The organism is Nonomuraea sp. NPDC050547 (assembly GCF_044457345.1).
GTDB lineage: Bacteria > Actinomycetota > Actinomycetes > Streptosporangiales > Streptosporangiaceae > Nonomuraea.
Genome location: NZ_JBITGW010000016.1, coordinates 130,680 through 148,826, shown reverse-complemented (window position 1 = coordinate 148,826; position 18,147 = coordinate 130,680). Strand labels below are relative to the sequence as shown.

Here is an 18,147-nt window from a genome sequence, read left to right as displayed (position 1 = left end):
GTTGGTTCACCGCCGTTTCAATGTGGTTTCACATTGTTTTAGACGTGTATGTGTTGTTCGTCAAGGTCTGGACACAGAAAAGGGCGCGTGATCCTGACCGGATCACGCGCCCTCCACTTCCTTCTAGCCGGTGAAGCCCGTCGGGGCGACACGGACCGCCACCTCGGTGAGCATCGCGTGGCCGTTGCCGGTCGTGTCGGTGATGGTCACGCGCACGTACCTGGCCTCGCGCGGCGCCGCCAGCGTGGTCCAGTCGAGCGTGTCGGTGCGGGCCATCGTGTACGCGCGCACCTCCTGCCAGTCGCCGGACCCGGTCGCCGACACCTCGACCTTGGCCGACTCGTGGTAGCCGGGCTTGAGCACGACCCCCACCCCGGTGATCGGGTACGGCCCGCCGAGATCGGCCTGCCAGTAACGGGCGGGCGGCGCGGTCGTCCCGGCGCCGGCGGCGTGCCAGTAGGTGAGGTCACCGTCGATCGGCCCCAGCGGCCCCATCGACGGACGGCTCGGCGCGGTGTGGGTGAGGTCGGTGGACACGGTCAGCGTCCCCGCCTGGTGCAGCGCGGCCAGGTCGAGCCGGTCCGGGGCCGGCGTGATGTGGTTGCCGCCGAGGATGCCCTGGCCCCGGTCGTAGTAGACGGTGAGGACGCGGCCGTCGGCGAGCTGGACGCTGCCCGGGTAGCTCATGTCGGAGAAGATGCCGGGGTTGCGGTAGATGAGCTGGCTCTGGGTGGCGGACCAGCCGCGCGAGTCGATGTACATGCGCCCGGCCACGGGGCGGCCGCCGACCCAGGTCGCCGACTGGTCGCCGTACGTCAGCAGGTGGCTGCCGCCGCGCAGCTTGAGCAGGTGCGGCGCGTGGCCCTTGAGCGTGGGCTCGTTGACCGGGGCGCTCCAGGTGTCGCCGCCGTCGTAGGAGTGGCTGACGCGCATCACGTCGCCGTTGTTGGAGGTCCTGGCCACCATCATCACGTGGCCGCCGCCGAGGTTGGCCAGGGCGGGCTCGGCGTATCCGATGGTGGTGCCGGCGACGTAGACGGGGCCCTCCCACATGGCGACGCGTTCGTCGCTCTTGGCCCAGGTCAGGCCGCCGTCCCGGCTGCGCAGGACGTGGGCGCCCGAGCCGCCCAGGGAGCCGGAGTAGTGGCGGTAGCCGTACACGGGGAGGAGGATGTCGCCGTTGTCGAGCTCGACCATCTCGCCGTTGACGGCGACGCTGGCCTTGCCGCTGTCGTACATGAGGCTGGGCGGCAGGATCGGCGCCGACCAGGTGACGCCGTTGTCGGTGGAGCGCTTGACGTAGACCTGGCGGCGGTTGCCGCGTGAAGGCCGGTAGTCGTAGTAGGCCATCAGCAGGGTGCCGTCGCGCAGGACGGTGAGGCTGGGCTCCTTCACGTCGACCGTCAGCGGGTCCGGGTCGCTCGCGATGATCTGCTGGGCGGACCAGGTCTGGCCGCCGTCGGTGCTGCGCCGGGCGGCGATCGCGCCCGAGTGCGAGTGGGAGACGCTCCAGCTGTACGCGAGGTAGAGGTCGCCGTTGGCGAGCGTGGCGATGGACGGGAACCAGGGGCACTCGACGGTCTCGTTCTGCTCCCGGGTCAGGGCGGGGTCCCACGGGCGGCAGGTGCTGTTGTCGGGGCTGATGATCTGCACGTCCGGCGTGCTGGTCAGGAGCAGGGTGGCGACGGCTAACGCCTTGAGGAACATTCGACCTCCTGGGGGGTTGCCGCGATCGAACGCGAAATCTCGTTCCATGTCAACGTGAAAGGTTGTTCCATGTTATGTCTCTTCATTGGAGGCATCCGTGTACCTAATGAGCGACATGGCGGCACGACACGCAGTACCCGTCCTGATCGTGGGCGGCGGCATGAGCTTCCAGAGCCGCCAGGGTGCTCGGGAGAGGGGCGGCCGGTCGTACACGGGAGACGAGCGAGGATGCGGGACAATGCCCGAGTGCGGCCGGCCGCCGCCCGAGAGGAGAGCCCGCGTGTCCGAGCAGGTGAAGAAGGCGCGGGCGGGCTCTGCTGGACGCGATCTACGCGGCCGTGCGGCGGAGCTGGCCGAGGTGGGGTTCCGGATGACCGATCAGGTCCTGGCGGCACCTGATCAACGGTGCGACGCCCACCGGCGAGGAGCTGGCCGCGATCATCGACCGGCTCGTGCTGCCCGCCCTGGGCAGGCCGTTCAGTACAGCCTGACGAGCTGACCGGTGACGCACCGCGCCTGCTCGGAAGCGAGGAACGTGATCACGAGCGCCACGCGTCCACGCAGTCCGGTGTCGATCATCCCGTCATCATGCCCAGTCCCCGCGGCCCGCCGCCAACGACTTTCGCGCCGTAGGGTGGAGGCGTCATGCGAGCGATGGTGGCGGCCGGAGCGGTCGCGGTGGCGCTGGGGGTCGGCGTGATCGCCGTCGGGACCGGCGCGTTCGGGCTGGAGACCCACGTGTTCACCCGGATCGAGTGCCGCTCGGTCATGGTCAAGGGCGGCACGGTCTGGCACTGCGACGGCGAGAGCCCGGAGCAACTGCGCGCCAACGACGCGGCCGTCCGCCGGGCCGAACTCGCGGCGTTACGCGCCCACCGCGAGGGCGGCCATCCGGGCGAGCCGAGACGGCGCACGGCTCTGACGTTCGTCGACCACGACGGACGGACCGATCCGCCGCGGGTCACCGCCACGCGCCTGCCCGGCGGCGAGCGCTGGATCGCGCATTCGGGCACGGTCGTCGGCACCGGGACCGGGCTGCTGGTGCTCGGCGGCGCCGTCCTGGCGTTTCAGTGGCGGCCGCTGATGGGCCAGCGGTCCACCGCGAAGCCGCCGTCGACGACGTAGGCTCCGCTCCACATGTTCACCACCCCGCAGCCGTGGTTGGGCAGCACCGACACCAGGGACCCGACCCGGAGGCCGCCCACGCCGGTGAGATAGCCGTGCTCCTCGTTGGCCTTGCCGAAGGCGACGCCCGAGAGCCCCAGCACGGTGCCGAACCCGCCGCCCCTGACCGAGGCGTCGGAGCTCATGGCCTTCAGCCCCGCGTCGACGATGGCCAGGTCCTCGCCCCGTGGCACGCTCACCACCCGGGTCAGCACGGTCAGCGCGCACCGGGACTCCTCGGCGGTGCCGAGCGCCACCTGGTTGCCGTCGTAGAACACGTAGGTGCCGGGCCGCGCCTCCGTCACCCCGGGCACGAACGGCGCGCTGGCCGCCCCCGGCGTCGAACCCACCGAGACGATCGCGCAGTCGTGCCCCGCCGCGCGCAGGTCAGCGGCCACACCCGCCATCGTCTCGCCGACCCGCCGCCCGGCTTTCTCCCGCCCGCCGGGGTCGCCCAGATAGGTCATCAGATGGCCTTCGTGCGTGAGCACGCCGCGCAGGCTCAGCCCGCCCAGCCGTTCCAGCTGGGCGGCCGTCCGCACGGCCGCTGCGGGCGCGACGCCCGCCCGCCCCATCCCGGTGTCCACCTCCAGCAGGTACGGCTGCCGCACCCCCGCCGCACGGGCGGCGGCGGCCAGCGGCTCGGCGGCGGCCACCGAGTCGAGCGCCACCGTCACCCCGGTACGCACGGCGAAGCGCACCTTGGCGGGCCCGACCGGCTGGTGCGCCCAGACCAGGTCGTCGATCCCCGCCTCCAGCAGGGCCTCGACCTCGCCCATCGTGGCGCAGGTGAACCCGGCGGCGCCGTGGCCGAGCTGCCGCCGCGCCACCTCGACGCATTTTGACGCCTTGAAGTGCGGGCGCAGCGCCACCCCGGCGGAGGCGGCCAGCCCGGCCATGTCCGCGAGGTTGCGCTCCAGCCTGGCCAGGTCGATCAGCAGCGCGGGCGTGGGCAGCTCGTCGAGCGGGATTCTCACGAGAGCCCCAGCAGCGGGCGCGGGTCGGCGTCGAGCAGCGTGTCCAGGGTCTCCTGCCGCACGCCTTCCAGACCGGGCACGCGGATCCCGGTGAGGGAACGCAGGCCCTTGACCGCCTCGTCCGGCGTCCACAGCGGGAAGTCGGACCCGAACAGCAGCTTGTCCGCCACGCCCCACTCCTGAGCGCGCACCAGCGACAGGTAACCGTCCAGCGGCCTGGCCCAGCTGGCCGACACGTCGGAGAACACGCGCCGGTTCTTACGCAGCACGATCATGGTCTCGCGCTGCCAGGGATGGCCCATGTGCGCGATGATCTGCGTCAGCTCCGGGTGGCGGCGGGCGACGGCGTCCACGGTGAGCGGGTTGGTGACGTCCAGGTCGCCGGCGGGGCTCGGGGTGGCGCCCATGTGCCACAGCATCACCAGACCCGCCGCCGCGGCGGCCGCGTAGAACGGGTCGTGGGCGGGGTCGCGCGGATCGAAGTGGGCCAGCACCGGGTAGAGCTTGATGCCGCGCAGCCCGCGCGCCACCCCGTCGGCGAGCTGCTCGAGCACGTCGGGGTCGGTGGGGTCGAGCGCCATGAAGCCGACCGTCTCGGTACGGGTGTCGGCGCAGAAGCGGGCCACGTGCTCGTTGGAGGTGGCCACGCCCGCCGAGGTGGCCCGGATGCCGAACACGAACGCCGCGCGCACGCCGGTCATCGCCCGGTCGTAGTCCTCGGGGGTCACGTCCTGCCAGGGCCCGCCGTACACCGGCCGCCAGTGGTCGTCCCACTCGCACCCCCAGTCCTCGGCGAGCATGCAATGGGTGTGCACATCGATCATCGGGCGCGTCCTTTCCGCACGTCGGTCATCGGCTTCGTCCTTCCGCGGCGGGCAGCAGGGAGCGGGTCACCACGTGCAGCGCCGTCACCAGCTCGTGGTCGGCGAGCATGGCCCCGGCGGTGGCGCGCAGTTCGGCGAGCAGCGCCTCGTGGCGGGCCGGTTCCAGCTCCCCGGCCGGTCCCGAGACGCTCAGCGACGCCAGGACCTCACCGTCCGCCTCCAGCGGGATGGCCAGGCAGCGCAGCCCGATGCTGTTCTCGTTGTCGTCGAAGGCGTAGCCGCGCTCACGGGTGACGCGCAGATCCGCGAGCAGTTCGGCGAAGGTGGTGCGCGTGTGCTCCGTCCTCCTCCGGTACGGCTCCGCCGGCAGGAACCCCGGCAGCTCACCCTCCCCCAGCCGCGACAGCAGCAGCTTGCCGAGCCCGGTGGCGTGCGTGTCGTCGCGCGAGCCGCTCATCGCCATGTACCGGATGGGCCGGTCCGGCTCCTCGACGCACAGATGAAGCACCTGCGTGCCGTCCAGGACGCCGAGGTTGGCCGTCTGCCCGGTCCGCTTGGCCAGCTCGGCCAGGTGCCCGCGGGCCGAGGCGCCCGCGTCGAGCGTGGAGACGTAGGCGGTGGACAGGTCCAGCACCTTGTGGCCGAGCCGGAACGACGGCCGCTCGTCCACGCGCACCACGTACTCGGTCTCGGCCAGCACGGACAGCAGCCGGACGAGCGTGCTCTTGGGCAGTCCCGTCTCCTCGTACAGCTCCGACAGGGTCACCGGGTGGCGGCTGGTGGCCAGCCGTTCCAGCAGGGCCAGGCCGCGCGCGAGTGCGTGCGCGTGGTAGTTGGCCGCCGCGGGCTTGTCCTCGTCGATGCTCCGCTTCTCGGTGCCTCTCCTCATGCGCTGACTCCGATCTGGCCGCGGGCGCGTAGCACCTGGCCCGGTCCGGCGCCCGTGTGGCCTGTGCTCTCCACGACGGCGACGCCGTTCACCAGGACGAGCTCCACCCCTGACGGGAACTGGTGTGGTCGGTCGAACGTGCTCAGATCATTGAGCGTGCCGGGGTCGAGGACAAGCACGTCGGCCGCCGCGCCCTCCTCGATCAGGCCGCGGCCGTCGAGGCCGAAGACCGCGGCGGGCAGCCCGGTGCTCTTGCGCACGGCTTCCTCCAGCGTGAGCGCGCCCTCGTGGACGTAGCGGGCCAGCAGCCGGGGGTAGCAGCCGTAGGAGCGCGGGTGCGGCGTGGCGCCGCCGGTGAGGCCGCCGGGGTCGAGCGCGAAGCCGTCCGAGCCGATCATGGTCGCGGGGTGGCGCAGGACGGTCAGCAGGTCCTCCTCGCAACGTCCGAAGGCGACCATCGTGACGGCGTTGCCGTGCTCGGCGATCAGGTCGAGCGCCTGTTCGCCGGACTCCAGCGGGTGGCCGTCGACGAGGATGTCCGGCCAGTCCCACCAGCGCCCCTCCCATTCGGCGAGTACGCGGTCGCGGGCTCCCGGCTCGGCCAGCCGTTCCCGCGCCCGGCCGCCCTCGTGGGCCCAGCCGGGCAGGAGCTGCGACAGGTTCGCGCTGCCGGCCAGGTACGGGTAGACGTCCACGTGGACCGGGGCGTCGCCGATGAGGTCGAGCGCCCTCGCGACGGCGCCCCAGTTGCGGCGGCCGACGGCGGCCAGGTGGGAGATCTGGGTGAGGCACCCGGTGGCTTCGGCCACGCGTACCGCCTGGGACACCGACTCCGTCAGCGTGTCGGTGTAGTCGCGCAGGTGCCAGGCGAAGACGCCGCCCGCTTCCGCGACCACCTCGGCGAGCGCGGTCAGCTCTGCCTCGGTGGCGTAGCTGGCGGGGGCGTAGATGAGGCCGGTGCTCAGGCCCAGCGCGCCCTCTTCCAGCGAGCGGGCCAGCTCCTCGCGCATCGCGCCCAACTCGGCGGGGGCGGCGGGGCGGTCGGCGAAGCCCACGGCGCTCGCGCGCAGCGGGAGGTGGCCGGTGAGCGTGGCGACGTTCAGGGACGGGGCGGCGGCCTCCAGGGCGCGAAGGTGGCCGGTGGTGCCGCCTCGCGGCCAGGGCAGCGCCGGGTCGAGGTCGATGAAGGCGACGGCGGCCCTGAGCGCCGCCTCGTCGGCCGCCGGGGTCACGCCGAGGCCGCAGTTGCCGACGATCTCGGTGGTGACGCCCTGCCGTACCTTGCTGTGGGCTTGGGGGTTAGACAGCAGGGCCAGGTCGGAGTGGCTGTGGACGTCGACGAAGCCGGGACAGACCACGCGGCCCGCGACATCCAGCACGCGGGCGGCGCGGCCGGTGCCGGGCGGGCGGACGGCGCTGATCCGCGCGCCCGTCACCTCGACGTCGGCCGGGCGTGCGGGCGCGCCGGTGCCGTCGACCAGCAAGCCACCGGTCAGCACCACGTCGGCCCGCCTTCCGGTCGGCGGCGCGTCTGCGCTCTTTCCGGTTGGCGGTGCGTCGGTGAGTCCACGGTCAGCCGACACGGAAGACGCCTTCGACCTCGACCTGGCTGCCGAGCGGCAGGGCGGCCACACCGATCGCGGCCCGCGCGTGCCGGCCCCGCTCGGGGCCCAGCACCTCCAGGACCAGCTGCGAGGCGGCGTGCGCGACCAGGTGCTGCTCGGTGAAGCCGGAAGTGCTCGCCACGTAGACGGTCAGCTTCACCGCGTGGACGTTCTCCAGCGAGCCGGTGTGCTCCCGGACCGCGGCCATCAGGTTGCGGGCGCACTGCCAGGCGCAGTGCCGGGCGGTGTCCAGGTCGGTGACGGGCCCGGTGGCGACCAGCGTGTCTCCCGCCATGGCGACCTGGCCGGAGGCGAACAGCGTGTCGCCGTCGCGGCGGACCAGTTCGATGGTCACCGGCTCAGCGGGAGCCGGCGGTGTGTCGGGCAGGGAGTCGAGCATCGGGGTTCTCCTCGGGGAAGTGGCAGGCGACGCGGTGGTCGGCCCCCGTCAGCACGGGCGCCTCGGCCGCGCACCGCTCCTGGGCCTTCCAGCAGCGGGTACGGAAGTGGCAGCCCGACGGCGGATCCGCCGGGCTGGGCACGTCTCCGGTGAGCACGATCCGCTCCCGGTCGCCGCGCGCGGACGGGTCCGAGATGGGCACCGCGGAGATCAGCGCCCTGGTGTAGGGGTGAGCCGGCCGCTGGAAGACCTCCTCGCGCTCGCCTTCCTCCACGACACGGCCGAGATACATGATCGCAACCCGGTCGCACACGTGCCGCACCACGGAAAGATCGTGCGAGATGAACAGGTAGGCCAGCCCGAGCTCCCGCTGCAGTTCCGCCAGCTTGTTGACCACCTGCGCCTGGATGGAGACGTCCAGCGCCGAGACCGGCTCGTCCAGCACCAGGACGCGCGGGCCCAGCGCCAGCGCCCTGGCGATGCCGATGCGCTGGCGCTGGCCGCCGGAGAACTCGTGGGGGTAGCGGTTGGCCTGCTCGGGCAGCAGGCCGACCATCTCCAGCAGTTCGGCCACACGCTCCCGGCCGCCGTCGCGGTAGCGGCCCTGGGAGCGCAGCGGCTCGGCGACGATCTCGTGCACGGTCAGCCGGGGCGACAGCGACGCGTACGGGTCCTGGAAGACGATCTGGATCTCGCCGCGCAGCGGGCGCAGCTCGGCGGGTGAGAGCGTGGCCAGGTCCCGGCCGTCGTACACGATCCGGCCCGCGGTGGGCTCGGCCAGCCGTACGACGAGCCGGCCCGTGGTGGTCTTGCCGCAGCCGGACTCGCCGACCAGCCCCAGGGTACGGCCGGCGTGCAGCGCCAGATCGACCCCGTCCACGGCGCGTACCGCACCGGTCTGCCTGCGCAGCACGCCCGACCGGATCGGGAAGTGCTTCACCAGGCCCTCGACGGAGAGCAAGGGCTCGTTCACGCCAGCTCCTCGTGGTAGTGGCAGGCCGAGTGGTGGCCCGGTTCGACTTCCGCGGCCTCCGGCCGGTCCGTACGGCAGGCCTCCCGCTCCTCGCTCAGCCCGCACCGCGGCTGGAACGCGCAGCCGGGCGGCGGCGCCAGCAGGTTCGGCGGGCTGCCCGGGATGGCCGTCAGCTCGCCGGTCGACTCCAGCCGCGGCCGGCTGGCCAGCAGCCCCGCCGTGTACGGGTGCCGGGGCGCGGCGAAGATCTGGTGCACGTCGCCGTGCTCGACGACGCGGCCGGCGTACATGACGGCCACCCGGTCGGCCAGCTCGGCGATCACGCCGAGGTCGTGGGTGATGAGGATGGCCGCCGCTCCCGCCTCGCGCCTGGCGGTGTCCAGCAGGCCGAGCACCTGCGCCTGGATGGTCACGTCGAGCGCGGTCGTGGGCTCGTCGGCGATGAGCAGGTCCGGTTCGTTGGCGATGGCCATCGCGATCATCGCGCGCTGGCGCATGCCGCCGGAGTACTCGTGGGGATGCCTGCCGTACCGGTCGGCGGGGTTGGCGATGCCGACGGCGGTCAGCAGCTCCAGGACCCTTGCCCGGACGGCGGCGCGTGACAGGCGCGGCTGGTGCAGCCTGATCGCCTCGGCGATCTGCGCGCCGACCGGCACCACCGGGTTGAGCGCGGTCATCGGGTCCTGGAAGATCATGGCGATGCGGCGGCCGCGGATCCGGCGCAGCCTGCGGGCCGGGAGCGCCAGCAGGTCCTCGCCGTCGAAGGTCACCGAGCCGCGGACGATCCGGCCCGGCGGCCTGATCAGGCCGAGCGCCGACATGGCGGTGACGCTCTTGCCCGAGCCGGACTCGCCGACGACGCCCAGGATCTCGCCGGGCCGTACGTCGAGGCTGACGCCGTCCACGGCGCGTACCACGCCGTCCTCCGTGGGGAACTCCACGGCCAGGTCGTCCACCTGCAGCAGCGGGCTCATGCGCGGGCTCCCTTCGGGTCGACGGCGTCGCGCAGGCCGTCGCCGACGAAGTTGACCGCCAGCACGGTGAGCGCGATCGCCAGGCCGGGCGGCAGCCACAGCCACGGCATGGTCTGGATGAGCGTGAGGCTCTGGGCGTCGTTCAGCATGTTGCCCCAGCTCGCCTGGGGCGGCTGGACGCCGAGCCCGAGGAAGGACAGCACCGCCTCCAGCAGGATCATCTGCGCCACCAGCAGCGTGCCGACCACCGCCACCTGCGAGAGCACGGCGGGCAGCACGTGGCGGAAGACGATGGTCAGCCGGCCGGCGCCGAAGGCCCGCGCGGCCTGCACGTACTCCTGCTCGCGCAGCGCGAGCGTGAGCCCGCGCACCACGCGGCAGGCGGTGGGCCAGTTGCAGGCGGCGAAGACCACCACCAGCATCGCGGTGCTGGGGCCGAGAACGCCGGCCAGCACGACGACAACGACCAGCGAGGGGAAGGACAGCACCACGTCGGCCACCCGCATGACGGCCGCGTCGAGCAGGCCGCCGAACATGCCGGCCAGCGCTCCCAGCAGTGCGCCGAGGACGACCGCCGCCAGCGCCGACATCAGGCCGACCAGCAGCGAGACCCGCCCGGCGTGGACGAGCCTGGCGAAGACGTCGCGTCCCGAGGAGTCGGTGCCGAGCAGGTGCGCGGCCGAGGGCGGCTCGCGGAAGGCGGACAGGTCCACGGCGTTCGGGTCGTGCCCGCTGACCAGCGGCGCGGCCAGCGCCATGAGCACGATCACGGTGAGGAAGACGGCGCCGGCCGGCGCCATCCGGTTGCGGCGGAAGCGCCTGGCCGCCAGCCGGGCGGGGGAGCGGGGGATGATCTGCGTGGTCATGACAGGCTGATCCTCGGGTCGGCCACCGCGTAGAGCAGGTCGGCGGCGAGGTTGCAGATCAGCACGAGCACCGCGATGAACATCGCGAACCCGATCACCACCGGGTGGTCGAGCTGGCCGATGGAGCTGACCGCGAGCTGGCCCATGCCGGGCCAGGCGAAGACCTGCTCCAGGGCCACGGCTCCGGCCAGCAGCTGGGGGACGTAGATCATGACGACGGTGATGAGCGGGATGAGCGCGTTGCGCAGCGCGTGGCGCAGAAGCACCCGGCCGGGGCCGGCGCCCTTCGCCTCGGCCGTGCGCACGTAGTCGGCGCCCAGCTCGGCCAGGAGTCCGGCGCGCACGTACCGGGTGAACGGCCCCGCGATCGACAGTCCGAGTATCACGGCGGGCAGCACCAGGTGGGCCAGGACGTCGGCGCCGCCGCCGTCGCCCGGCGTGGACATGCCCGAGGAGGGCACCCAGCCGAGTTTGAGCGCGAAGACGTAGATCGCCGCGATGCCGAGGAAGAAGCTGGGCACCGAGATGGTGCCCAGGCTCGCCGCGGTGGCGGCGTAGTCCACCGCGGTGTTGCGCCGCACGGCGGCCAGGGTGCCGACGGCCACCGCCAGCAGCAGCCCGATGACCAGGGCCGTGGACATGAGCAGCACCGTGGGGCCCACCCGCTCCAGCAGGACGTCGGCCACGGGCCGGCGGCTGACGAAGGAGTAGCCGAGGTCGCCGCCCAGCGCGTCGCGCAGCCAGATCAGGTACCGGACGAACGCCGGGGCGTCCAGCCCCAGCTCGGCGCGCTTGGCGGCGAGGAACTCCGGCCCGCCCGACTGCAGCTGCTCGGGGTTGACCATCATCAGGACGGGGTCGCCGGGGACCGACTGGACCAGGACGAACACCCCCACGCTGATGAGCAGGAAGACGGCGGCGTTGACCAGGAGCCGGCGCACGAGGAAGGCGAGCATCAGCCGGCCAGGGTCCACTCGTCGGCGTTCCAGAAGCCGGAGACGAAGTCGCCGCTCGGCTTGAAGCCCCGCAGCCGCGCGCTGCTCGCCCAGAGGGTGTCCGGGTTGTACAGCCACAGGTACGGCACCTGCGCGTTGTCCTTCTCGGCCGCCTCGCGGTACAGCCCAGCGCGTTGGTCCTGGTCGGAGACCCCGTCGGCCTCGGCGGTCAGCTTGTCGAGCGACTTGTCGCAGAAGGAGCTGATGTTGCCGCCGGTCGGGTAGAAGGCGCCGCAGCCGAGGATGGGCACGCTGCTGGAGGGGTCGACGGCGTAGGTGCCGCCGCCGAACAACGCCAGGTCGAAGCTGTGATCCTCGTACGACTGCAGGAGCTGGGCCGCCTGCACCTGCTTGAGCTCGACCTTCACCCCTGCCGCTGCCAGCGAGCTCTGCACCACGGTCGCCGCGGCGTCGCGGTCGCGCTGGCCGGGGATCCACGACAACGTCACCGGCTTGGACGCGTCCCAGCCCGCCTCGGCCAGCAGCGTCTTGGCCTTGGCCGGGTCGTAGGCGTAGCCGGCGAGCGTCTCGGGCAGGGCCCAGGCGGCGACGAAGGAGGAGTTCTGCACCCGGCCCTTGCCTGCGAGCAGCTTGTCGACCAGTGCCTTCCTGTCGATGGCGTGGAGCATGGCCTGCCGTACCCGGGGGTCGGCGAAGCGCCGGTCGGTCTGGTCGACCGCCATCCTGAGGAAGCCGGGGCTGGGCCGGCCCGCCACCGTCACGCCCTTGAGCGCGCCTACTGCCCGCAGGTCGGTGGGGGAGATCTGGACCAGGTCCATCTCGCCGGTGCCCAGCTGCGCGGTCGCCACGTCGGAGCTGACCGGCTTGAGGAAGATCTTGGGGATGGACACCGGCTTGCGGTAGTTCGGGTTGGCGGCCAGCTCCACGTACTGGTCGGTCTTGTACTGCACGAACGTGTACGGGCCCATGCCGGCCGTGGGCTTGTTGAAGAACGCGTGCCCGGTGAGCTGGGCGGCGGGCACGGAACCGAGCACGTGCTCGGGCAGCACGAACCCGAACGGCCCGGCCAGCAGGCTGAGGAAGCCCACGTTCGGCTTGGCCAGGTTGATGACGAACGTGTCCGCGTCGGGGGCCTCGAAGGCGGCTCCGGCGAGCTTGCCGGCCATGGCGCTGCCGAGCTTGGCGTCGGCCAGCAGCTTGTAGGTGAACAGCACGTCCTTGCTGGAGAACGCGGTGCCGTCGCTCCACTTCAGGCCCTTGCGCAGGTGGAAGACGACCTTGCGGGGCGTGACGTCCCAGCGCTCGGCCAGGCGGGGCTCGTACTCGTAGCGGTCGTTGACGGTCAGCAGATTGTCGTAGACGAGCTGCATGACCTGCTGATCGGGGCCGGTGAGCGGGTCCAGCGGGCTGAAGCGCTTGGGCTTCTGGTACAGGTACACGCTGAGCGCGCCGCCCTGCGCGGTCTTGGAGCCGGAGTTGGTGGGGTCGGAGCAGCCGGTGGCGAGCACGAGGACGGCGGCGGCCAGCACGCCGAGCGGACGGATCATGAGGGCTCCATGGGCGAGACGGGATTGACCAGCGTGCCGAGGCCGGAGATCGAGACCGAGACCTCGTCGCCCGCGGCGAGAAACTCCCCCGTGGTGGCGCCGACGCCGGCCGGGGTGCCGGTCATCAGCACGTCCCCCGGGCGCAGCGTCATCAGACGGGAGGCGAAGGCCACCAGCTCCGCCACCGTGAAGATCATGTCCTTGGTCGAGCCGCGCTGTCTGACGCGGCCGTTGACGCGCAGCTCGACGTCGAGCGCCTGCGGGTCGCCGACCTCGTCCGCCGTGACCAGGTACGGCCCCAGCGGCGCGAAGCCGTCCAGCCACTTGCCGGCCAGCCAGTCGAAGAAGCGCACGGCCGGGTCGTCCAGGTCACGCGGGTAGCCGTAGCCGACCGATCGGGCCGAGACGTCGTTGGCCACGCAGTACCCGGCGACCGCGTCCAGGGCCGTCTCCACGTCCAGGTCCTTGGCGGTGCGGCCGATCACGACGGCCAGTTCGGCCTCCCAGTCGACCTGCTCGCTGACCGAGGGCAGCGGGATCGGGCGTCCGTGGGCCAGCAGCGCGGTCGGCGGCATGAGGAACAGCCGGGGCGCCAGCCGGGACCTGTCCAGCGGTTCGGCGCCGGCCTCCGCCACGTGGTCCTGGTAGTTGGCGGCGACGCCGAGCAGCTTGCCGGGGTTCAGTAGCGGGGTGAGCACCTCGACGGCCGCCAGCGGCACGGTCGCCAGGGCCCCTTCCGGGGATCCGGCCAGCCATTTCGTCAGGTCGCCTTCGCCCCACTCCTCGATCATGTCGCCGTCCAGGAGACGGCCGTGCCGTACGACGCCGTCGCGGCGGTAGGTGAGCAGCTTCACGGCAGGACCTCCTCGACCTGGCCGGACGCCATGGAACGGCGGGCGGCCTCGACGACGCGCAGCGCGGCCACGGCGTCGGCGGGGCCGAGTTCGGCGGGCCGGCCGGTGACGACGGCGATGTGCAGTTCGGTGAGCATGCGATCGACGGTGGACGGCCCCGCCCACGTGCCACGCGGCGTCCCGGTGGTGGTCAGCACGCGCGCGGCCGGGCGGTTCGCGTCGGCCAGCAGCGTGCCGTGCGAGCCCGCCACGCGGTAGCGGTGCAGCGACAGGCCGCTCGCTCCGGGCATCGCCGGTGTACGGCCCGCCACGACGGTGCTGGTCATACCGCGCTCGTGCGTGAGGCAGAGCGTGACCAGGTCCTCGGGGCCGTCCTGGGATGGGCCGTCCTGGAAGCGGCCGTCCTGGGAGGTGGCGTCCTGGGCGGGGGCGTTCTGGAAGCGGGGGCCGCCGGTGGCGTACACGGCGGTGACCGGCAGTGCGGTCATCGCGTGAATGGCGTCGGTGGCGTAGGGGGCGAAGTTGAGCAGTTCGCCGAGCGGCCAGACCGATCCGCCGCCCGCGACGAGGAAGTCGGCCTGCACGTTCCACGGCAGTCCGACCTTGCCCGCGGCGATCGCCTCCCGCGCCACCCGGACCGCGGGCTGGAAACGCTGGTGGTGGGCGGGCAGGCAGACCAGGCCGGTGCCCGCGGCCGCCTCGGCGATCCGCGCGCACTCGGCGGCGGTCAGCGCCATCGGCTTGTCGACCAGCACGTGCTTGCCCGCCCGCAGGGCGCGGGTGACCACCTCGACGCGCCGCTCGTAGGGCACGCAGACGCTGACGACGTCGGCGTCCGGCCGGTCGAGCGGGTCGTCCGCCTCGGTCCGGCCTGTGACGCGGAAGCCCGGGTGCGCCTCGAACGCGGGGGCGTACATGTCGCGCTGGTGGTTCTGGTGGCCGAGGCCGTACTCGCCGACCAGCAGGACGTCGAGAATCCTCATCGGACCTCCTCCAGCGTCACCGGGCGGCCGAGCTCCATCGAGCGTTCCGCGGCGACGCCCATCGCCACCGCCAGCAGGGCCTCGTCGCCGGCGACTCCGGTGCTCGCGGCGCCGGTGACGGCGTCGAGCCAGGCGGAGAGCTGGGCGGCGAAGCCCGTGGCCGGGCCCTCTGCGGTCAGGTGAGTGCCGCGCTCGTCGGCGAGCAGCACGCCCTCGCCGTCCCACTCCATCGTCAGCAGGCCCTCGCTGCCCTGGACGACGACGTCGCGGGCGCTCAGGCTCGCGGGGCGGTGGGCGCGGCTCATCTCGCAGATCGCGGTGGCGCCGCCGGCGTAGGTGACGACCATCTCCAGGTGGTCGTGGACGTCCAGTTCCGCGGCGGTCCTGCGCTGGCCTCTGGCGTACACGCTGACCGGCTCGTCGCTGATCCACCAGGTCACCAGGTCGAGCAGGTGGACGCCGTTGTGCAGGGCGTGGCCGCCGGAGCGTTCGCGGTCGATCACCCAGGTACGCCAGTCGGGCCAGATCCAGCCGCCGAGCAGCGCCAGCCGTACCAGGAGGGGGCGGCCGAGCGCACCGGAGGCGATCTCCCCGCGGACGGTGCGGGCGTAGTCGTAGAAGCGGTGCGAGTGCGCGACGGAAAGGGTGCGGCCGGCGGCGGCGAAGGCCTCGACGGTCTTGCGGGCCGCCGGAACGGTGGTCGCCAGCGGCTTCTCCACCAGCAGGTGCTTGCCGGCCGCGGCGACGCGGGCGGCGAGTTCGTCGTGGGTGTCGTTGGGGGTGCACAGGACGCAGGCGTCGACGCCGGGCCAGGCGAGCGCCTCGGCCAGATCGGTGGTCCAGGGGACGCCGCCCTGGGCCCGTGCGGCCTGTTCGGCCCGTGCGGCGCTGGTGTCGACGAAGCCGGCCAGCCGCCCTCGTGGATCGCTGGATAACGCGGCGACGTGCTGGTCGGCGATGGCGCCCGCACCGATCACGAGCACGCCCACCGACGTGGAACCTCTTTCCATGCGTGCATCCTTCGTGCGTGCCCGTGCGGATGTCAAGGGTTGACGTGGAATCTCCTTCCACGTAACTTCCGCGACATGGAACGTCTTTTCACGTAAGGAGCAGTTGTGGAATTACACCGTCCGCTGGGACACGCGATCGACGGGGCCGCGCGCCGGGTTCTGCCGGGAGGCGTCAACTCCGCCACCCGCCAGGTGGGCGCGCCGTACGCCTTCACCGCCGCCGACGGCGCCTACGTGAGTGACGCCGACGGCCACCGCTACCTGGACTACCACGCCGCCTTCGGCGCCGTTCTGCTCGGTCACAACCATCCGGCCGTACGGCAGGCCGTCCTGACCGCCCTCGACGGCGTCGACCTGATGGGCCTGGGCGTGACGCCGATCGAGGTCGAGCTGGCCGAGCTGGCCTGTGAGCTCATCCCCTCGGCCGAGATGATGATCACCACGATGAGCGGCTCCGAAGCCACCGTCCAGGCGGTCCGCCTGGCCCGCGCGGTCACCGGCCGGTCGCTGCTGGTCAAGTTCCAGGGCTGCTATCACGGCTGGGGCGACGCCCTGGCCAGGAACGTGATCTCCAAGCCCGAGTCCGCCTACGGCCGTGACCCGCTCTCCGCCGGGCTGCTCGACTCGGCCGTGGACGCCACGCTCATCGCCGAGTTCAACGACCTGGACTCGGTGCGCGCCCTGTTCGAGGCCCATCCCGAGCAGATCGCCGCGGTCTTCCTGGAGCCGATCCCCCACAACGTCGGCGCGCTGGTGCCGACGGCGGAGTTCGTCGAGGGGCTGCGCGAGCTGACCAGGCGGGAGGGCGCGCTGCTGGTCTTCGACGAGGTGATCACCGGATTCCGCCACGCGCTCGGCGGCTACCAGCAGGTCTGCGGGGTGCTGCCCGACCTGACCGCCTTCGGCAAGGCGATGGCCAACGGCTTCCCGACGGCGGGCCTGGCCGGACCGCGCGAGCTGATGGAGCGCTTCGCCGCCGACGTCCTGCTGGCCGGGACCTTCAACGGCCACCCGGTCGCGGCGCACGCGGCCGTCGCCACCATGCGCCACCTGCGCGACAACCCGGACTTCTACCTCAGGACGCACCGGCTGGGGCAGCGCCTGCGCGACGGGCTCGGCCAGATCGCCGCCGAACTCGACGTGGACGCGACGGTCAGCGGCTTCGGCGGCGTGTTCGTGCTCTACTTCGGCACCGGCCCGGTCTCCGGCTACCGCGACCTGATGCGCAACGACCACGCGGCGTACGCGGCCTTCCACCGCAGGATGACCGGCAAGGGCTTCCTGATGCTGCCGATGGCGCTCAAGCGCAACCACGTCTCCGGCGCGCACACCGACGCCGACATCGACCTGACCCTGGACGCGGCCAGGGACGTGCTCAAGGAGATGCGCGCGGACGGCCTCGTCTGACGAGGCCGCGGGACCGTCGCGGGCCCCGGCGCGCGGCGGGCGCCGGGTGCTCGCGCCGGGCGGTCAGGATGGGCGCTCGCGCCGGGCGGTCAGGATGGGCGGGGAGGGGCGGTCAGGGCGTGCGGGGAGGATTGGCGGGCTTGCGGGCGACCCCGACGTACCACCACTCGCTGCCCTCGGGGTCCTCCTCCCACGGCTCCTCCGGCCGCCAGCCCGCCACGTGGACCACGCCGGGCTCGACCAGTTCGAAGCCGTCGAAGAAGCGGGAGATCTGCGCGAAGCTCCGGTGCAGCAGGGGCGTGTCCGCCTTGTCGTACACCTTCCTGGCGGCCACCCCCACCTCGGGATGGGCGTCGTCGGTCAGGTGGGAGACGATCAGGTAGCTGCCCGGCGCCATGCGTTCGGAGAAGGCCCGCACCACCTGGTACGGATCGTCCTCGTCGGGGATGCAGTGCAGCACGCCGAGGAACACCACCCCGACCGGCTGGCTGAAGTCGATGAGCCGCTTCACGTCGGGATGGTCGAGGATCGTTCCCGGCTCGCGGATGTCGGCGTGCGCGATGGCGGTGTTGCCGTCGACGTCGGCCAGCAGCGCCCGCGCGTGGACGATGACGACCGGGTCGTGGTCCACGTAGACCACGGGCGCGCTCGGGTGGATCCGGCGGGCGACCTCGTGCACGTTGTTCTGGTTGGGCAGCCCGGTGCCGAGATCGATGAACTGGCGGATGCCAAGGTTGGCGATATGGCGTACGGCCCTGCCCAGAAACCACCGGTTGGCCAGGCAGATCTGGCGGCTGGGCCCCAGCGCCATGATCTTCTCGGCCGCCGCGCGGTCGGCGGCGAAGTTGTCCTTGCCACCGAGGTAATAGTCGTACATGCGCGCGGCGTTGGGCACGTTCGGGTTGATCCCGGAGGGCACGCGCGTGGGGTTGCTCATCGTCACACCTTTGATCAGCGCAATCCGATGAACAGATGCTAACGGTATGAACACTCATTATTCGCGATCTTTCGG

The 18,147-nt window shown here is 72.3% G+C and carries 17 protein-coding genes; 2 read left to right on the top strand and 15 right to left on the bottom strand.

The window, feature by feature from the left end; all coding sequences use genetic code 11:
* Positions 1 to 123: 123 nt before the first annotated feature.
* Entirely contained in the window at positions 124 to 1,707 is a 1,584-nt protein-coding gene (locus ACIBHY_RS35460; protein ID WP_397254520.1) for an exo-alpha-sialidase, read from the bottom strand.
* 645 nt (positions 1,708 to 2,352) lie between these two features.
* Between ACIBHY_RS35460 and ACIBHY_RS35455 the strand changes: the two genes are divergently transcribed.
* Entirely contained in the window at positions 2,353 to 2,832 is a 480-nt protein-coding gene (locus ACIBHY_RS35455; protein WP_397308973.1) for a hypothetical protein, read from the top strand.
* Here the strand turns inward: ACIBHY_RS35455 and ACIBHY_RS35450 are convergent.
* The 13 genes from ACIBHY_RS35450 to ACIBHY_RS35390 form a co-directional block, all read right to left on the bottom strand.
* Positions 2,775 to 3,848, bottom strand: coding sequence for an alanine racemase (locus tag ACIBHY_RS35450; RefSeq protein ID WP_397308972.1), 1,074 nt, complete (start codon positions 3,846 to 3,848; stop codon positions 2,775 to 2,777). The two genes, ACIBHY_RS35455 and ACIBHY_RS35450, sit on opposite strands and share 58 nt — an antisense overlap.
* On the bottom strand, positions 3,845 to 4,672 hold the full coding sequence (locus tag ACIBHY_RS35445) for an amidohydrolase family protein (protein ID WP_397308970.1): 828 nt from the start codon (positions 4,670 to 4,672) through the stop codon (positions 3,845 to 3,847). Before ACIBHY_RS35445 ends, ACIBHY_RS35450 begins: the two co-directional genes overlap by 4 nt.
* A gap of 25 nt (positions 4,673 to 4,697) precedes the next feature.
* Positions 4,698 to 5,561 (bottom strand): IclR family transcriptional regulator, encoded by an 864-nt coding sequence (locus tag ACIBHY_RS35440; protein ID WP_397308969.1) that lies wholly within the window; start codon positions 5,559 to 5,561, stop codon positions 4,698 to 4,700.
* Positions 5,558 to 7,063 carry an amidohydrolase family protein gene (locus ACIBHY_RS35435; RefSeq protein ID WP_397308968.1) on the bottom strand — a complete coding sequence of 502 codons (1,506 nt, stop codon included), beginning with the start codon at positions 7,061 to 7,063 and terminating at the stop codon, positions 5,558 to 5,560. The genes ACIBHY_RS35440 and ACIBHY_RS35435 overlap by 4 nt, the downstream gene beginning before the upstream one ends.
* Before the next feature lie 70 nt (positions 7,064 to 7,133).
* A complete protein-coding gene (locus ACIBHY_RS35430) occupies positions 7,134 to 7,565 on the bottom strand; it encodes a RidA family protein (RefSeq protein WP_397254503.1) in 432 nt (143 codons plus the stop codon).
* Positions 7,525 to 8,538 (bottom strand): ABC transporter ATP-binding protein, encoded by a 1,014-nt coding sequence (locus ACIBHY_RS35425; RefSeq protein WP_397254501.1) that lies wholly within the window; start codon positions 8,536 to 8,538, stop codon positions 7,525 to 7,527. Before ACIBHY_RS35425 ends, ACIBHY_RS35430 begins: the two co-directional genes overlap by 41 nt.
* Positions 8,535 to 9,512 carry an ABC transporter ATP-binding protein gene (locus ACIBHY_RS35420; RefSeq protein WP_397254499.1) on the bottom strand — a complete coding sequence of 326 codons (978 nt, stop codon included), beginning with the start codon at positions 9,510 to 9,512 and terminating at the stop codon, positions 8,535 to 8,537. The genes ACIBHY_RS35425 and ACIBHY_RS35420 overlap by 4 nt, the downstream gene beginning before the upstream one ends.
* Positions 9,509 to 10,378: an oligopeptide ABC transporter permease gene (opp4C, locus tag ACIBHY_RS35415; protein WP_397254497.1), complete on the bottom strand. Its 870-nt coding sequence runs from the start codon at positions 10,376 to 10,378 to the stop codon at positions 9,509 to 9,511. The genes ACIBHY_RS35420 and opp4C overlap by 4 nt, the downstream gene beginning before the upstream one ends.
* Positions 10,375 to 11,334 (bottom strand): ABC transporter permease, encoded by a 960-nt coding sequence (locus tag ACIBHY_RS35410; RefSeq protein ID WP_397254495.1) that lies wholly within the window; start codon positions 11,332 to 11,334, stop codon positions 10,375 to 10,377. Before ACIBHY_RS35410 ends, opp4C begins: the two co-directional genes overlap by 4 nt.
* Positions 11,334 to 12,881 (bottom strand): ABC transporter substrate-binding protein, encoded by a 1,548-nt coding sequence (locus ACIBHY_RS35405; RefSeq protein WP_397254493.1) that lies wholly within the window; start codon positions 12,879 to 12,881, stop codon positions 11,334 to 11,336. The genes ACIBHY_RS35410 and ACIBHY_RS35405 overlap by 1 nt, the downstream gene beginning before the upstream one ends.
* On the bottom strand, positions 12,878 to 13,735 hold the full coding sequence (locus ACIBHY_RS35400; RefSeq protein ID WP_397308967.1) for a fumarylacetoacetate hydrolase family protein: 858 nt from the start codon (positions 13,733 to 13,735) through the stop codon (positions 12,878 to 12,880). Before ACIBHY_RS35400 ends, ACIBHY_RS35405 begins: the two co-directional genes overlap by 4 nt.
* Complete coding sequence (locus tag ACIBHY_RS35395) at positions 13,732 to 14,718, bottom strand: Gfo/Idh/MocA family protein (RefSeq protein ID WP_397308965.1); 987 nt, start codon at positions 14,716 to 14,718, stop codon at positions 13,732 to 13,734. The genes ACIBHY_RS35400 and ACIBHY_RS35395 overlap by 4 nt, the downstream gene beginning before the upstream one ends.
* Positions 14,715 to 15,728: a Gfo/Idh/MocA family protein gene (locus ACIBHY_RS35390; RefSeq protein WP_397308964.1), complete on the bottom strand. Its 1,014-nt coding sequence runs from the start codon at positions 15,726 to 15,728 to the stop codon at positions 14,715 to 14,717. The genes ACIBHY_RS35395 and ACIBHY_RS35390 overlap by 4 nt, the downstream gene beginning before the upstream one ends.
* 105 nt (positions 15,729 to 15,833) lie before the next feature.
* Here ACIBHY_RS35390 and ACIBHY_RS35385 point away from each other — a divergent pair, with 105 nt between their 5' ends.
* Entirely contained in the window at positions 15,834 to 17,135 is a 1,302-nt protein-coding gene (locus ACIBHY_RS35385; RefSeq protein WP_397308963.1) for an aspartate aminotransferase family protein, read from the top strand.
* Positions 17,136 to 17,247: 112 nt separating this feature from the next.
* Here ACIBHY_RS35385 and ACIBHY_RS35380 read toward each other — a convergent pair whose 3' ends face one another.
* Positions 17,248 to 18,072: an SAM-dependent methyltransferase gene (locus ACIBHY_RS35380; protein ID WP_397254483.1), complete on the bottom strand. Its 825-nt coding sequence runs from the start codon at positions 18,070 to 18,072 to the stop codon at positions 17,248 to 17,250.
* Positions 18,073 to 18,147: the final 75 nt, after the last annotated feature.

Coding starts and splice junctions, on each gene's coding strand:
- ACIBHY_RS35380 (WP_397254483.1), bottom strand. CDS start 18,072: ATGAGCAACCCCACGCGCGTGCCCTCCGGGATCAACCCGAACGTGCCC.
- ACIBHY_RS35405 (WP_397254493.1), bottom strand. CDS start 12,881: ATGATCCGTCCGCTCGGCGTGCTGGCCGCCGCCGTCCTCGTGCTCGCC.
- ACIBHY_RS35430 (WP_397254503.1), bottom strand. CDS start 7,565: ATGCTCGACTCCCTGCCCGACACACCGCCGGCTCCCGCTGAGCCGGTG.
- opp4C (WP_397254497.1), bottom strand. CDS start 10,378: ATGACCACGCAGATCATCCCCCGCTCCCCCGCCCGGCTGGCGGCCAGG.
- ACIBHY_RS35395 (WP_397308965.1), bottom strand. CDS start 14,718: ATGAGGATTCTCGACGTCCTGCTGGTCGGCGAGTACGGCCTCGGCCAC.
- ACIBHY_RS35390 (WP_397308964.1), bottom strand. CDS start 15,728: ATGGAAAGAGGTTCCACGTCGGTGGGCGTGCTCGTGATCGGTGCGGGC.
- ACIBHY_RS35460 (WP_397254520.1), bottom strand. CDS start 1,707: ATGTTCCTCAAGGCGTTAGCCGTCGCCACCCTGCTCCTGACCAGCACG.
- ACIBHY_RS35420 (WP_397254499.1), bottom strand. CDS start 9,512: ATGAGCCCGCTGCTGCAGGTGGACGACCTGGCCGTGGAGTTCCCCACG.
- ACIBHY_RS35455 (WP_397308973.1), top strand. CDS start 2,353: ATGCGAGCGATGGTGGCGGCCGGAGCGGTCGCGGTGGCGCTGGGGGTC.
- ACIBHY_RS35445 (WP_397308970.1), bottom strand. CDS start 4,672: ATGATCGATGTGCACACCCATTGCATGCTCGCCGAGGACTGGGGGTGC.
- ACIBHY_RS35410 (WP_397254495.1), bottom strand. CDS start 11,334: ATGCTCGCCTTCCTCGTGCGCCGGCTCCTGGTCAACGCCGCCGTCTTC.
- ACIBHY_RS35440 (WP_397308969.1), bottom strand. CDS start 5,561: ATGAGGAGAGGCACCGAGAAGCGGAGCATCGACGAGGACAAGCCCGCG.